This window comes from Chryseobacterium sp. IT-36CA2 (genome assembly GCF_949767875.1).
Lineage (GTDB): Bacteria > Bacteroidota > Bacteroidia > Flavobacteriales > Weeksellaceae > Chryseobacterium.
Genome location: NZ_CATKPG010000020.1, coordinates 269,944 through 284,883 on the forward strand (window position 1 = coordinate 269,944; position 14,940 = coordinate 284,883).

Consider the following 14,940-nt stretch of genomic DNA (forward strand, 5'->3'; position numbering starts at 1 on the left):
ACCTAGTTTTGCTTAAAAAAATCAATGAATATTAAAATTTCAACCGCACAATTTGAAAACAGAAGCGGAGATAAGGCTTATAATTTATCTGTCATAGAAAAACTGGCTGGTGAGGCAGCATCCAAAGGATCCCATGTGATTGCTTTTCATGAATGTTCCATTACAGGCTATACTTTTGCCCGAAAACTTTCAAGAGAACATCTCCTTGATATTGCTGAACGTATTCCGGAAGGTGAAAGCATTCAAAAATTGCAACAGATTGCCACGAAACATAATATCACCATCTTAGCTGGTTTGTTTGAAAAAGATGAACAAGATAACCTCTTCAAAGCTTATGTATGTGTTGATAAAACCGGTCTGAAGGCGAAATACAGAAAATTACATCCTTTCATCAATCCAAATCTTACCCCGGGCAATGAGTACTGTGTATTTGATATTATGGGCTGGAAATGTGGAATACTTATCTGTTATGATAACAATATCATTGAAAATGTGAGAGCCACAAGACTTTTGGGTGCTGAAATTATTTTTATGCCTCATGTTACGATGTGTACTCCTTCTACAAGACCGGGTGCAGGTTTTGTGGATCCTCAGCTTTGGGAAAATAGAGTAGCAGATCCGACATCTTTACGTCTGGAATTTGAGGGAATGAAAGGCAGAGACTGGCTGATGAAATGGCTGCCATCCAGAGCTTATGATAATGGAGTTTATATTGTTTTTTCAAATCCTGTGGGTATGGATGACGATCAGTTGAAAAATGGATGTTCTATGATTATTGATCCTTTTGGAGATGTGATTGCAGAATGCCGTTCTTGGGAAGACAGTTTTGAATCGGCTGTCATTACTCCTGAAAAACTTACTGAGGCTGGAGGATATCGCTACATCAAAGCCAGAAGAGCGGAATTATACAGAGATATTATTGGGCAAGAGCATTCATCTGAACAAAAAGTGGTTTGGCTTAATGATGAAGGTCATTAAAAATTGACTCTCTTCTGTAGGTAGTATTGAGAAGAAATTTATATTGTACGCATGAATAGTTTTTTAAAGATCAAAAATTAATTAAAAATATTACTATCATTATTCTGATACTTTGATACAATTTAAATAATTTTTATAATATAAATATTCGTCGGAAATTTGCCTTGTCAATATCAACAAATTACAAGACAATGAACTTTCAAAAAGAAATACAGATCAATACTTCAACACAGACAGCTAAAAAAGGGCTTCCTGCAGCACTTTGGGCACTAACGATAAGTGCCTTTGGAATAGGAACTACAGAATTTGTAATTGTAGGACTACTCCCCACGGTTGCTTCTGATCTTGAAATTACGATTCCTTCCGCAGGGCTGCTGGTAAGTCTTTATGCAATAGGAGTAGCTATTGGAGCACCAATATTAACGGCATTAACAGGTAAAATTCCGCGCAAAATATTATTGGTATCCATCATGCTTTTATTTGTTATTGGGAACGGGCTGGCATCTATAGCGCCAGGTTTTATCACTTTAGTTCTGGCCAGAATACTTACAGGATTTGCCCACGGGGTTTATTTTTCCATTGGTTCTACTATTGCAGCTTCGCTGGTTCCTGAAGAGAAAAGAGCAACTGCCATTTCTATTATGTTTGCCGGACTTACACTGGCGATTGTAACAGGAGTTCCTCTGGGAACATTTATTGGGCAGCATTTCGGATGGAGAGCAACTTTTATAGGCGTTTCAATCCTTGGAATTATTGGGCTAATTGCCAGTTTATTATTAGTTCCAAACAATCTGAAAAATGGAAAAACAGCTTCCATAAAAAGCCAGTTTAAAGTATTGGGAAACAGACGTTTGATTTTTGCCTTTTTAATGACTGCGATGGGATATGGTGGTACATTTGTAGTATTTACGTATCTGTCACCTATTTTACAGAAGATTACGGGATTTCAGGAATCAACAGTCACTTTTATTCTTTTGATTTATGGAGTTGCCATTGCTTTAGGAAACCTGATTGGTGGAAAGGTAGCCAATAAAAATCCTTTGAAAGCCCTTCTATGGATGTTTGCAGCGCAGGGATTGGTATTGCTAGCATTTTATTTCACAGTAAGCAGTCCGGTTTTAAGCATCATTACGCTTTTCCTTTTAGGCGCTTTGTCATTTGCTTCTGTTCCGGGACTTCAGTTATTGGTCGTACAGATTGCAGAAAAAGAGCTTCCCGGGACTGAGGATGTTGCTTCAGGGATTAATATTGCTGCCTTTAATATTGGTATTGCGATCGGATCTTATGTAGGTGGAATGATTGTTACCTCTTCTTTAGGTCTGGAAAGTACACCATGGATAGGTGCTTTATTTCTGTTGGTTACCATTTTTATTACAGTTTACAGTATCCGTTTAAACCAGAAAAATTAAGATTTTACTCCTATTTTTATATTAATTTCTTAGCTATAATTCATAGCACAAAGTACAAACCAGGATTTCAGAGATGTATTTTATCTATTTTTTTAATGTTTTCACTAAAAAAAAAACTATTTAATATTACTTATTTGAAATTTATAAAACAACACGTGTTCTTATATAAAATATATTTTGTTATTTAGCAAGTATTAATTAAATGTATTGATTTTCAATTGATTAACATAATATAATAATTCATCTGGCAATTGAATTATTGTATATATTTATCATCTAATTTTAAATACATAAATAATGAAAAATTTAAAAAAATTATCCCGAAATGAACTTAAAATGGTGAAAGCAGGTCAAGTTTGGATTGCAGAAACTTCTTGCGGTATAACAGCTACAACAACTCAAGATTGGACTGCTGAACAAGCAAACGAATGGCGTGATAAGATTGAATAAAATTATTGTAAACCAGCTACTCATAGTGGTGCTAGTACAAATTTAGCATAGAAATTAATCAACTTAAGCACTTATAACGTAGATTACTGCGTTATAAGTGCAATTTTATAATGAAAACATTTCCTATGCATAACCATAAAAAATTACTTCAATTATTCATTCTATTGTATAGTATTTTATCCTATGCTCAATCATACAAACAAGATACTTTGCGTGGTGAATTTACTTATCTGTTAAAAGCTAAATTTGATACGCGGGTAGATAATAGACATGAAGAACCTTTTTTATTACAAATAGGGGATAATCGTTCATTTTTTTCAAGTAGCATATCCTTGAAAGGAGATTCTGTAATGACAAAATCAGGAATATCAACAAATAATCCAGACGGAAGCACAACACTTAGTTGGAAAAAGGGAACTGTAATTCCAAAAACGGATTTTAACTTTACCATTATACAATCCAATGAAAGTATTCAGTATTTTAATGCTGTTGGAATGGCATTACTCATGTATCAGGAACCTGTGATAAAGAACTGGAAACTTGTCAATGAAACCAAAGAAATCAATACTATACATTGTAAAAAAGCAGAAGTAACCTTTAAAGGAAGAAATTGGATTGCATGGTATACTCCTGAAATCCCTTTGCCTTATGGTCCTTATAAATTCAGCGGATTACCTGGCTTAATTGTTAAAATAACGGATGACAAAGGAGACTATGATTTTGAATTGGTAAAATCTGCATCTGATTCTCAGTTGAAAGGAAAATTAATTAATATTAAGAAAACAAGATATACTGAAGCCATAGAAACTACGCAACTGAAACTTAAACAAGCGTTAAAAAATGCCCAAGTTAATGAAGCCGCAATTCTTGCAAGCTATGGAACAACCATCTTGAAAGGGCAGGAAATACTCAAACAACGGGAAAAAGAAAAAGAAGAAAGCAAGAAATATGAAAACCCATTGGAGTTAACACCCTAGTTATCAAATTTCATAAATTTCAGCATCTGTAAACACAAAAAATGTACTATTCTTAGGGAGATTTTTCGTGTCCAGTCCTGTGAATTTACTGAAAGCAGGTAATAATAATTGATTGCTGCTTAGAGCAAAACAGGGAAGCCTGATATTTTTCACAGCAGAATTTAGCACAATTCCCGGATGAATATGTCCGGTAATCTGAAACCCGGCTTTTGTTGCATCAAAATCATGAATAAATATAATGCCGTTCTTTTCAAGCCATTCAACTTTGTGATTAAAGCATAATTTTTTCTCCAGAGCTTCTGAAATACGGTCATGGTTTCCTTCAATAAGATAAAACTGAACATCAGGATATTGGTTTTTCCATGTGCAGAATTCATCCACATCAGAATTATCTCCGGCATGAAGTAAATCTCCAACAACAATGAATTTTTCAGGCTGAAAATATTCAATCAGCACTGATAATCTTTCCAGATCACTTTTCATAATATGATTGGTAAGTGCAATCCCATTTTTACGAAAATGAGCAGTTTTCCCGATGTGCAGATCAGAAAGGATCAATGCTTTTTCTTTTTGCCAGAATGCTGCCCGCTGATTGGTCAGAGTGAAAGTTTCGTTATGGATGGAAATATTTTTGGTTGCTATAAACACACTTGATGGATTGAAAATTGAATGTTTAAAGTTAAACTATATAAATCTAATTAGCCAACCTTCCGGCTTACACGAAATTTTTCATCAAAAACATAGGTCAGAGGAAAGCCTGTTGCAATCTCTCTTTCTAGAATTTCTTCCGGAGAAAGATGTTCCAGATACATAATGAGTGCACGAAGACTGTTTCCGTGAGCAACAATTAATACATTTTCGCCTTGTTTTAATAAAGGTCTTATCTGGCTTTCAAAATAAGGAATCACTCTGTTGTAAGTGTCTTTAAGACTTTCTCCACCCGGTGGAACCACATCAAATGATCTGCGCCAGGTATGAACCTGCTCATCACCATATTTCAGGGCGGTTTCTGCTTTGTTGAGTCCTTCCAGATTTCCGTAAGAACGTTCGTTTAATGCTTTATCTTTGATGACCGGGATGTTGGGATTTCCAATTTCATTCAGGATGATAGAAAGGGTATGCTGTGCTCTGATCAGTGCAGAAGTGAATGCTATATCTATTCTTTCTCCTTTTAAAGCGAGACCTGCCTTTTTTGCTTCTTCAATACCGGCTTCAGTTATATCGATATCTTTCCACCCTGTAAATCTATTTTCAAGATTCCAGAGTGACTGTCCGTGACGGACTAAGAACAATTTTTTCATTATTTAAATTTTATTTCAACTTCTAAAAAGGTATACTCTAAGTTACGGTGATTATTTAAATTTATCAAGAAAATTAACTTAGAATATTAGGCTAAGAATAAGATTAAAACGATAGGTTTTTTATTTGATTTTATAAATTTTAGAATCTTGCAAACGCGCAAATTTTATATTATCTATTTTTATTTAAGGAGCAAGAACATTTCGACTCCGCTCAATATTAGATTTTCAGCAAGATTAACGGGACTAAATTTTATCGGAGATAAAATCTTTGCGCCTTAAAATGTTATTATTATCAATTTTTTGCGATAAACAAATATTCATCGGCATATCTGTTCTTACAGAAAACACATTAATTGATTATAAAAGATCACTTATATTGGATAGCTTCAGCATTCTTTTAATCCTTGCATCCAATCCTTCGCTTGAAAGAGTCTGCCTTAAGCTGTCAACCTTAATCGGGAAGCTGAGCGGGGTAAAAGAACGGGAATATTTCAAGATAACTTCAGATTTTTCAATCCTTTTAAAAGCTTCTACCAATCGCTGTTCCTGAAGCTGCATATTAAAGACTTCCGTATACGCCTGTTTTATTAAAAAATGATTGGGATCATGATCTTCTAAGACTTTAAAGATGAGTCCGGCAGAGCTTTGTAAAGATTTATTGGATCGTTGTTGTCCTGCATAATTCTGAATGACCATTCCTGAAATCACAGCAATATCTCTGAATTTCCTCCTTGCCATTTCAGCAGAATTGATACTTGCAATCACATCATTCATAAGATTATCTCTGCTTAAAATTTGTTGCAAATTGTCTTCATTTAAAGGGATTTCTTTATCACTGAACAGTTCAAATCCATAATCATTCATCGCCATAGAAAACGAGATAGGTGCCAGTTTTGAGATCCGATAGGCAATCAGAGCAGCCATCACTTCGTGTACCAGACGTCCTTCAAAAGGATACATAAACAAATGATATCCTTCACGGTTTTTGATCATTTCGACGAGAAATTCATCTTCTTTGGGAATGTGTGAGTTTTTTTCCTGATTGATGAGGAGAGGATGCAGGAATTTAAGTTCTTTTTCCGAAGCTTTAGGATTTAAGGCATGTGACAGTTTTTCTCTCAGAAAATGCCCCAGATTGGAACTCAGAGGAAGCCTTCCCCCAAGATAACTCGGAACTAAAGCTCTTCCTTTCGCTGCTCTTACATACACCGTCATATCTTTGATTATAGCTACTTCCAATGTACGGCCGGCAAGAATAAATTTTTCCTCTTTTTTAAGTTTTGAAATAAAATATTCCTCAATCATTCCGATATAACCTCCGGAAATAAATTTCACTTTCAGCATCGCATCACTTACAATCACGCCCATATTCATCCGGTGAAGCATGGCTATTTTCCTTGAAGTTACTTTATAAAGGCCATCTTCCATAATGACGATTTTATGAAACTCTTCATAGCTTTTTAAAACACTGCCGCCAATGGTAAGAAATTCCAGAATACTTTTCCATTCTTCATCCAGCATTTCCTGAAAAGCATATACTTTTTTTATTCTTTCATACAATTCATCAGGGTAAAAGCCGTCTCCAACCGCTAATGTCATCAGAAACTGCACCAATACATCAAAGCATAAGACCTGTGGTTCTCTGGGTTCAACAACTTTCTGTTTTACGGCTTCTTTTAAAGCTGAAACTTCAATCAGTTCAAGAGAATGGGTTGGAACGCAGTAAATTTTTGAGGTTTCAAAAGGGGAGTGCCCGCTGCGTCCGGCTCTTTGCAGAAAGCGTGCAACTCCTTTGGCTGATCCAATCTGAATAACGGTGTCAACAGGTTTAAAATCAATTCCAAGATCGAGAGAAGATGTGGAAACAACGGCTTTTAATTTTCCGGAACTTAAATTTTCTTCAATCCAGATTCTTAAATGAGCATCAATAGAACTGTGATGGATGGCTATCTGACCTGCAAAATCAGGATAGGCATCCAGTAAAAGCTGATACCACATTTCGCTCTGGCTTCTGGTATTCGTGAATACAATGGTAGATTTTGATTCCAGAATAATAGGAACCACTTTATCTGCAAGTTTGTTTCCAAGATGTCCTGCCCATGGCAATATCTCTATTTCGTCCGGAAATACCGGCAAAATATCTATTTTTTTATGTTCTTTGGCTGTAATTTTTGTCTTTTTAATATCATACGGAATGAGCACTTCCATGGCCTCATCCAGATTTCCGATGGTAGCTGTGATTCCCCAGATCTTAATCTTCGGAACATATTTTCTAAGCTGTGAGATCCCAAGTTCTACCATGACACCACGCTTTGAACCCAATAATTCATGCCATTCATCCACTGCTACACATTTCATATCCCTGAAAAACATTTCATTATTTTTCTGAGCCAGAAGCAAATGAAGACTTTCGGGAGTTACAACAAGAATTTCAGGCATCTTTTTTACCTGCTGCTGTCTTACTTTAGGATCGGTATCTCCGTTTCTAACACCTACAGCCCAGTCGAGTCCTATTTCATCAATGGCTTCCTGCATGGCTTTTGCAATATCTTTAGACAGGGATCGGAGAGGTGTTATCCAAATCATTTTCAGCCCTTTTTTGTATTGTTCAGGATGATTCAGGAAATCTGTAATTAAGGCTAAGAAAACAGAAAAAGTTTTTCCAAAGCCAGTAGGAGCTACAACCATTCCGCTGTATCCGTTTCCAAATTTTTTCCAGGTTTCCAGCTGAAATTTGAAAGGCGCAATACCTTTATCGGTCATCCATTGTTGAATGATCTTTAATCCATCGGTATGTTCAAAAGCTGCCAAGTTTACTGTATTAATTTTTTAATTTCTTCCAAGTCATCAATTTCATCTACCGTTTTATCTTTCCGCCATCTTACAATTCTTGGGAATCGCAAGGCTACACCGCTTTTATGACGATTGCTGAAGCCTATGCCTTCAAAAGCTATTTCGAAAACCAGTTCTGCTTTTACCGTTCTTACAGGACCAAATTTCTCAATGGCATTTTTGGTTACAAACCGGCTCACTTCCATGATTTCTTTATCGGTGAGTCCTGAATAGGCTTTGGCAATAGTGACCAAAGTATCTCCCTTTTTTACAGCAAAACTATAATCCGTATAATAGGCACTTCGCCTTCCGCTGCCTTTTTGGGCATAAATGAGAACTGCATCAATGGTAAATGGATTGATTTTCCACTTCCACCAGTCGCCTTTTTTTCTTCCTGAATGATAAGGGGAGTTTTTTTGTTTTAACATCAGGCCTTCGCTGTTTACGTCTCTTGAATTTTCACGGAGAGCATTTAATTCTTCCCATTTTTCGAAATCCAGACTTTTGGAAATACTGATGCGTTCCGGATTTTCATTGAGTAATAATTCTTCAAGTAAAGCTCTTCTTGAAGAGATTGGTTTTTCTCTCAGATCGTTATTTTCTAATTCCAGCAAATCGTAAACAAAGACTTCAATGGGGATTTCTGAGAGCATTTTTTTAGTTAAAGTTTTTCTGTTTAATCTTTTCTGTAATTCGTTAAAATTTAAAACTTTACCATCCTTGACCGCAAGTATTTCTCCATCTAGTACAAAGTTGCCTTTCATGGCTTTTATGACCTCCACGATTTCCGGAAATTGTTCTGTCACGAGTTCTTCACCTCTTGACCAGATGAAGACTTCATCGTTTCTCCGGATGATCTGTCCGCGTATTCCGTCCCATTTGTATTCTACCAGCCATTCATCGGGATTTCCCAATTCTTGGGTTTCTTTTTCTAAGGGATAGGCAAGGCAGAAAGGGTATGGTTTTGAGTTGTCCGGATTCACATTTTCCGCATCAATAAGTTCTTTGAAAGAGACTTCATCCGGCAGCCATTTCCCCATTAAGCTGTGCATCAAAGCACTCGATTCCTGTCCTGAAAATTTAGTCAAAGCATTGATTAATGTTTTATCTGATACTCCGATCCGGAAGCTGCCGCCAATTAATTTATTGAAAATCAAACGCTCGGTATAATCCAGACCATTCCAAGATTGCAGTACAAATTCTTTCTTTTCTGCGTCTGTTTTACCTTTCAGACTGACAATATCGTTCATCCATTCTGACAATGAACGTTCTATTTTTTCTTCCGGAGGCGGAAGAATTAATGATAACGTTTCTCCAAGATCGCCCACGGAAGAATAAGATTCCTGAAATAGCCAGTATGGGAGTTTTGTGATTTCCAGCGCCCATTCTTTCATGTAATTGGTATTGACATTTCTCTTAGGTCTTTTTCCGGTAAATAAGGCAATAAACCATATTTTATCTTCATCAGGAGCGCGTTCCAGATAATCTAAGATGGCATCAATTTTAGCATTGGTTTTATTGGTGGTTTCCAACGCGTTGATAAGGTCAGCAAAATGTCTCATGATTCCGGATTTTCTGGGGTTTCTTTTTCAGATTCTTCTTCATCCTCACCATAAAGTGTTTCTACGACATCTGCCTTAATTCCTATTTCATTCAGATATTTTGAAAATACTTCTGTCTGTCCGTGAGTAACGTGTACCAATTCTGCTTCGGTTGCTTTTACAGTCTGTAATAATCCTTTCCAGTCTGCGTGATCACTCATTGCAAATCCTGCATCTGCACTTCGCCATCTTCTGGCACCGCGTACCTGCATCCAGCCGGAACATATTGCGGTAGCCGGATCCGGAATTTTTTTGATGATATTACTGTCGAGCAAAGCGGGTGGCACAATGACAATTTCGTGTTCCATTTCTTTTGGACGTTCTCTGAAATCTGCAATCGTATACTCAGGAAGATCAATTCCCACTGTTTCAAAAGCTTCATTCAGTTTTCCGATGGAATAATGGACGTATATTTTTCCCAATTCTTCCACTGCCTTCATGATACGCTGGGCTTTTCCCAAAGAATATCCTATGAATACAGAGGTTTTATTGTTTTCTTTATTTTTCAACACCCAATTTTGAAGTCTGATGTTCAAATCCGGAACTTCCAGCCAGTTGTAAATAGGCAGACCAAAGGTGCTTTCTGTTACAAATTCATTGCATTTTACAAGCTCAAAAGGAGTGCTCAGCCCATCATCCTGAACCTTATAATCTCCCGAAATGACCGTCACATATCCTTTATATTCAAGCTTTATCTGGGCAGAACCAATGATATGCCCGGCCGGATGAAGTGAAAGTTTTACTCCATTGATGGTAATCACTTCTCCATATTCTACACTCTGACATTCGATATCTGTTCCGATTCTCTGATGCAGAATAGGTTTGGTAAAATGGTGACAAAGGTATTTTTTCATTCCCCAGCGGGCATGATCGGCATGACCATGGGTGATAACGGCCATATCTACGGGTCTCCAGGGATCTATGTAGAATTTTCCCTGTGGGCAGTAAATTCCTTTATTTGTAAATGTGATTAATTTCAATGGTGTGGCTGGTTTAGAAAATAAGCTTCAAAAACTTAACCAATTTACAATAAACTGTTTATTTTTTGATTTTTGTGGTATGAGATTATATGAAGCAGCCTATATCGTATGAATAATTATTTATAATAGGTTTTGGCTAAAGCCGATGATGATATTTCTTTTTATTAAATGGGCTTCCTTCAACAATGCTTAGGATAGTAGCCCATTTCTATTGATATGCTATAGCATAAAAGTGATAATAGAATGGATGATAGTAGGATTTAATATTTTTTTGAACTTTTCAACAATATAAAAATGAACGCTGCACCAATATTCAGCTTCGTGAAATCTTAGAAATTTGTATAATCATTAAAAAAAGAATACAATGAGTAAAACAATTTTAATTACAGGTGCTGCAAGCGGATTCGGGAAGATTGCTGCTTTTGATCTTGCTAAAAAAGGACATAAGGTAATTGCCACTGCGCAGGTCTATCCTCAGATGAGTGATTTAATCCGTGAAGCTAAAGAACAAGGAGTTGATCTGACTGTTGACAAACTGGATGTAACGAGCCAAAGAGATGTAGATTATATCTTAAAGAAATATGGTGATATTGATATTCTCATCAGCAATGCCGGAATTATGGAAGGCGGCCCGATTGCTGAACAACCCGTAGATATTATCCGTTCTATGTTTGAAGTGAATGTATTTGGTGCTCTGAATCTTGCACAGGGTTATATCAAAAAGTTTGTGGAAAAGAAGGAAGGTAAGATTGTTTTCACTTCTTCAATGGGAGGTTTATGGACCGTTCCTTATGTTGCTGCTTATTGCTCTTCAAAACATGCGCTGGAATCTATTGCAGAAGGGTTAAGAACTGAACTTGCACCATTCAATATCAAGATTGCAACTTGTAATCCGGGTGTATTTGGAACGGGTTTCAATGACAGGGGAGTAGATTCTATTTTCCATTGGTATGATCCGAAAAACAATTTCACTCCGGAATCTGCTTTTGATGGTGCTGCTGAATCTTTAGCACACCAGCTTGATCCACAATCTATGGCAGATGTTATTGTCAATGTTGCTTTAGATGATAACAGTAACTTCAGAAATGTTCATCCGAAGGAAACTGAAGACTTTGTAAAACAGCTTCAGGCCGATGCATGGACAGCAAAAAGCTAATATCATGGAATTGAACTATAAAACAGCCGAAAAGGCTTTACAGGCAGCAAAAGAAAAGGCATTATCTCTGAATATTCCTGTGAGTATTGCTGTGGTAGATGCCGGAGGACATCTTCTTGCTTTGGCAAGACTTGATAGTGTTTATGGCGTAATTGATTTTGCTGTTAAAAAAGCAAGAACTGCAGCTATGTTTGGAGTAAACAGCGATGTAATGGGAGCTATTATTTCAGAAACCGGTATGCATGGATACGGAATGCTGAATTCTAATCATGGACTTTTAACTATTGCAGGTGGTGTTGTCCTTCAAAATGCAGAAGGAAAAATTATAGGCGCAATAGGTTCTTCAGGGGGAACTACCGAGCAGGATAAAGAAATTGCAGAGGCGGGAGCTCGTGCTATTGCTTAAATTTCAGATATTTGTATCATGGAAAATACTTCTGAAATCATATTTGATAAACTGGTTTATTCATGTGCTTTTGAATCTTACAGAGGCCATGAAGAGTTTATTCCTGATCATTTTCTGGGGTTTCAGATATCCGGAGAGACTCATGCTTTTCATGAACATGGTAAAACGGTAATCAAAGAAAATACAGTAGTTCTGGTAAGGAAAAATCAACTGATCAGGACGATCAAATATCCTTCAGAGCATGAAAAGTACCAGTTTATTTCTATTACGCTTGATGATGAAACGCTGAGACAGTATGCCAGTGAGAATAAAATAACTGTACCTAAAAATTTTCCAGATAGTCAGCGGTTATTTTTTGAGCCGAATGATTTTTTTGAGAGTTATTTTGCATCTCTTATTCCTTACATTAATAAAACGCAGGAGATTCCGCCAAAATTGGCCGCAATTAAGGTAAAAGAAGCCATAGAACTGATTTTGTTGAGTAATCCTGATTTTAAAAATCTTCTTTTTGATTTTTCAGAACCTCATAAGATTGATCTTGCAGAGTTTATGAACAAAAATTTTATGTTCAACGTATCGGTAGATGCTTTTGCAAGGCTTACAGGGCGCAGCCTTTCGGGGTTTAAAAGAGATTTCAGCAAAACTTTTGAAATGACACCCAAACAATGGCTGAAAGAAAAAAGATTAAAGGAAGCCTATTATTTGATTAAGAACAGAGATAAAAAGCCTTCAGATATTTATCTTGATCTGGGTTTTGAGAATTTATCTCACTTTTATTCTTCTTTCAAAAAGAAATTTGGGGTGACCACTACAGAGGTATAGCTTTTTTAATCATTAAAAAAAAACACAACTATACTATAATTTAACTGTTGGAAAAACGCGAAGACGCAAGAAAGGTTTTACAATGTGACTGTTCTAAGGCGCAAAGATTTTATCTCCGATAAAATTTAATCCTGAATATTTCAAAGGATTATTTTATTGCCCCGTTGATTAATCACAAAATCTGCGAGAATCTGTCAGTCATTTGTAATTTTCCTGCCTCTTTGCGTTTTCCTACAAGTTATTAAGGAATCATATTCTCAGATCTCAATCTTTCAAAAACATTAATAAAAGAGTCTTCTGTATTTGTATAAGCTGTAAAACCCAGTTTTCTGCTTTTCGACATATCACACATTACTTCCAGAGGTCTTCCAAGATCCAGATCGGTATGCCACGCAGATGCGAGACGATCAAGATTGCTTTCTTTCAAATTATATTTTTCTGCAATGGCTGTCCAGATTTCGTGGTTGTTTTCCATTTCTTTTTCAAGAGGTCGTATGGTACCGTTGAAACCTCCTGCTTCTATACCAAACCAGTCTGCCAGTCTTTTCCAAAGCCATTTCCATCGGAAAACATCTCCATTAGCAATATTAAAAGCCTGATTTTTGGCTGATTCTGTAGAGGATGCCCAAACCAATTGTTTAGCCAATATTCTGGCATCTGTTACATCAGAAATGCCATTCCATTGCGCTTCAGATCCTGGCCAAATGAATTTGCTTCCGGTTTCTTTACAAATGCTGGCATATACGGCCAATGTAGCTCCAATATTCATAAGATTTCCTACAGCATATCCAACTACGGTGTGAGGTCTGTGAATGCTCCATGTAAAACCATCTCTTTCTGAAGCTTTGTATACCTCGTCTTCCTGTGCATAATAAAAGTTGGGAAGGGGAAGTCTTGGGTGTTCTTCTCTTACAGGCGTTTCTGGTAAAACGCCTTCTTTAGCATAAGCCTCAAATGGTCCGAGATAATGTTTAAGCCCTGTAACCAAAGCTACATGCTGAACCGATTTTTTAGAGGATAAAACGTCTAACAGATTCCTAACCAATGTGCTGTTGACACGGATGTTTTCTTCTTCAGTGTCATTGCGCATCCATGTGGTAAAGTAAATATGAGTAGGAGAGATCCCTTCCAGAGCTTCTGCAAGATTCTGCTTATTCATCAGGTCTGCTTTGATGGTGTATAGCCCCGGGATATTGGTGTTGGGATTTCTGGATAATCCATAGGTTGTCCAGCCCTGTGCAATTAATTCTTCGGCAAGGTTACTTCCTGTAATTCCGGTAGCACCTACTACCAATGCAATATTTTCCATAAGTATTGTAAAATTTCTTGTACAAAATTATGGCTGACAGCAGGCTTTTACGCTTGATGTGGATCATGCATTTGGATTGATCTGGATCAAGTATTATTCAGGGAATTCTTTTTTCGGATCCTGCTTACAGTTTCAGGAACAAGACCAAGGTAAGAGGCAATAAGGTTGTGTGGCACTCTTTTAATCATTTCCGGATTCTTTTGTGCAAGTTGAAAATATTTTTCTTCAGCAGTATAACTATGGGAAACAATGAGTCTGTAATCTTTCGTAACGAGGCTGTTTTGGTATAAAATTCTGAAATAACGATCCATCACCGGGATTTCCAGCATCATTTTTTCATAGTTTTCCAAAGTGATCATCAGTACTTCGGTTTCTTCAATGGCATCAATATTCAGTATAGATTTTTCCTGATTAACAAAACTGTTGAAATCTGAAATCCACCAGCCTTCAAAGGCAAACATATTGATGTGCTCACTTCCTTTTTCATCCAGAAAATAAGATTTGAGCAACCCTTTGCTTACAAACGACAATGATTTGCAGATATCTCCTTCCTGAAGCAGATACTGTTTTCTACGAAGTTTTTTAAGGGTAAAATAAGACTGAACAAGATTTTTATGTTCGTCTGTGATATTAACCTTATTTTCGATATGGGAAAGCAACACTTCAAACATCAGATAAATATTTCATCAAAAATACTATTTTCAATCATAATTAATGAT

General features: G+C 36.6%; 14 protein-coding genes. 7 read left to right on the plus strand and 7 right to left on the minus strand.

Features of this window, described 5'->3' with window-relative positions:
• Window positions 1-24: 24 nt before the first annotated feature.
• The 4 genes from ACM6F9_RS08640 to ACM6F9_RS08655 all read left to right on the plus strand — a co-directional run bounded on the left by ACM6F9_RS08640 (window position 25) and on the right by ACM6F9_RS08655 (window position 3,814).
• A complete protein-coding gene (locus ACM6F9_RS08640; RefSeq protein WP_414845335.1) occupies window positions 25-978 on the plus strand; it encodes a nitrilase family protein in 954 nt (317 codons plus the stop codon).
• A 191-nt stretch (window positions 979-1,169) separates the two neighbouring features.
• On the plus strand, window positions 1,170-2,387 hold the full coding sequence (locus ACM6F9_RS08645; protein ID WP_414845336.1) for an MFS transporter: 1,218 nt from the start codon (window positions 1,170-1,172) through the stop codon (window positions 2,385-2,387).
• Between the two features lie 297 nt (window positions 2,388-2,684).
• Window positions 2,685-2,837 carry a bacteriocin-like protein gene (locus ACM6F9_RS08650; RefSeq protein WP_414845337.1) on the plus strand — a complete coding sequence of 51 codons (153 nt, stop codon included), beginning with the start codon at window positions 2,685-2,687 and terminating at the stop codon, window positions 2,835-2,837.
• A gap of 110 nt (window positions 2,838-2,947) precedes the next feature.
• Complete coding sequence (locus ACM6F9_RS08655) at window positions 2,948-3,814, plus strand: GLPGLI family protein (RefSeq protein ID WP_414845338.1); 867 nt, start codon at window positions 2,948-2,950, stop codon at window positions 3,812-3,814.
• 3 nt (window positions 3,815-3,817) lie between these two features.
• On the opposite strand, the gene pdeM is transcribed toward ACM6F9_RS08655, so the two are convergent.
• The 5 genes from pdeM to ACM6F9_RS08680 all read right to left on the minus strand — a co-directional run bounded on the left by pdeM (window position 3,818) and on the right by ACM6F9_RS08680 (window position 10,528).
• Entirely contained in the window at window positions 3,818-4,462 is a 645-nt protein-coding gene (pdeM, locus tag ACM6F9_RS08660; RefSeq protein ID WP_414845339.1) for a ligase-associated DNA damage response endonuclease PdeM, read from the minus strand.
• 50 nt (window positions 4,463-4,512) lie between these two features.
• Window positions 4,513-5,115, minus strand: a complete 603-nt coding sequence (locus tag ACM6F9_RS08665) for a 2,3-bisphosphoglycerate-dependent phosphoglycerate mutase (RefSeq protein WP_414845340.1) — start codon at window positions 5,113-5,115, stop codon at window positions 4,513-4,515.
• Between the two features lie 357 nt (window positions 5,116-5,472).
• Window positions 5,473-7,926, minus strand: a complete 2,454-nt coding sequence (locus ACM6F9_RS08670) for a ligase-associated DNA damage response DEXH box helicase (protein ID WP_414845341.1) — start codon at window positions 7,924-7,926, stop codon at window positions 5,473-5,475.
• A 2-nt stretch (window positions 7,927-7,928) separates the two neighbouring features.
• Entirely contained in the window at window positions 7,929-9,509 is a 1,581-nt protein-coding gene (locus ACM6F9_RS08675) for an ATP-dependent DNA ligase (RefSeq protein WP_414845342.1), read from the minus strand.
• Window positions 9,506-10,528 carry a ligase-associated DNA damage response exonuclease gene (locus tag ACM6F9_RS08680; RefSeq protein ID WP_414845343.1) on the minus strand — a complete coding sequence of 341 codons (1,023 nt, stop codon included), beginning with the start codon at window positions 10,526-10,528 and terminating at the stop codon, window positions 9,506-9,508. The genes ACM6F9_RS08675 and ACM6F9_RS08680 overlap by 4 nt, the downstream gene beginning before the upstream one ends.
• A 364-nt stretch (window positions 10,529-10,892) precedes the next feature.
• Between ACM6F9_RS08680 and ACM6F9_RS08685 the strand changes: the two genes are divergently transcribed.
• From ACM6F9_RS08685 to ACM6F9_RS08695, 3 genes are read left to right on the plus strand one after another with little or no spacing between them, the layout of a single operon-like run.
• Complete coding sequence (locus tag ACM6F9_RS08685) at window positions 10,893-11,684, plus strand: SDR family oxidoreductase (protein WP_414845344.1); 792 nt, start codon at window positions 10,893-10,895, stop codon at window positions 11,682-11,684.
• A 4-nt stretch (window positions 11,685-11,688) separates the two neighbouring features.
• Window positions 11,689-12,090, plus strand: a complete 402-nt coding sequence (locus ACM6F9_RS08690; RefSeq protein WP_414845345.1) for a GlcG/HbpS family heme-binding protein — start codon at window positions 11,689-11,691, stop codon at window positions 12,088-12,090.
• 18 nt (window positions 12,091-12,108) lie between these two features.
• Entirely contained in the window at window positions 12,109-12,912 is an 804-nt protein-coding gene (locus ACM6F9_RS08695; RefSeq protein WP_414845346.1) for a helix-turn-helix domain-containing protein, read from the plus strand.
• A 241-nt stretch (window positions 12,913-13,153) separates the two neighbouring features.
• Here the strand turns inward: ACM6F9_RS08695 and ACM6F9_RS08700 are convergent, their stop codons facing one another.
• Window positions 13,154-14,221 (minus strand): SDR family oxidoreductase, encoded by a 1,068-nt coding sequence (locus ACM6F9_RS08700; RefSeq protein WP_414845347.1) that lies wholly within the window; start codon window positions 14,219-14,221, stop codon window positions 13,154-13,156.
• An 86-nt stretch (window positions 14,222-14,307) separates the two neighbouring features.
• On the minus strand, window positions 14,308-14,892 hold the full coding sequence (locus ACM6F9_RS08705; protein WP_414845348.1) for a Crp/Fnr family transcriptional regulator: 585 nt from the start codon (window positions 14,890-14,892) through the stop codon (window positions 14,308-14,310).
• Between the last annotated feature and the right edge of the window lie 48 nt (window positions 14,893-14,940).

Bases quoted from the DNA above. Each gene is read 5' to 3' on its own strand.
- ACM6F9_RS08640 (WP_414845335.1), top strand. From the start codon at position 25: ATGAATATTAAAATTTCAACCGCACAATTTGAAAACAGAAGCGGAGAT.
- ACM6F9_RS08645 (WP_414845336.1), top strand. From the start codon at position 1,170: ATGAACTTTCAAAAAGAAATACAGATCAATACTTCAACACAGACAGCT.
- ACM6F9_RS08650 (WP_414845337.1), top strand. From the start codon at position 2,685: ATGAAAAATTTAAAAAAATTATCCCGAAATGAACTTAAAATGGTGAAA.
- ACM6F9_RS08655 (WP_414845338.1), top strand. From the start codon at position 2,948: ATGAAAACATTTCCTATGCATAACCATAAAAAATTACTTCAATTATTC.
- ACM6F9_RS08665 (WP_414845340.1), bottom strand. From the start codon at position 5,115: ATGAAAAAATTGTTCTTAGTCCGTCACGGACAGTCACTCTGGAATCTT.
- ACM6F9_RS08675 (WP_414845342.1), bottom strand. From the start codon at position 9,509: ATGAGACATTTTGCTGACCTTATCAACGCGTTGGAAACCACCAATAAA.
- ACM6F9_RS08685 (WP_414845344.1), top strand. From the start codon at position 10,893: ATGAGTAAAACAATTTTAATTACAGGTGCTGCAAGCGGATTCGGGAAG.
- ACM6F9_RS08690 (WP_414845345.1), top strand. From the start codon at position 11,689: ATGGAATTGAACTATAAAACAGCCGAAAAGGCTTTACAGGCAGCAAAA.
- ACM6F9_RS08695 (WP_414845346.1), top strand. From the start codon at position 12,109: ATGGAAAATACTTCTGAAATCATATTTGATAAACTGGTTTATTCATGT.
- ACM6F9_RS08700 (WP_414845347.1), bottom strand. From the start codon at position 14,221: ATGGAAAATATTGCATTGGTAGTAGGTGCTACCGGAATTACAGGAAGT.
- ACM6F9_RS08705 (WP_414845348.1), bottom strand. From the start codon at position 14,892: ATGTTTGAAGTGTTGCTTTCCCATATCGAAAATAAGGTTAATATCACA.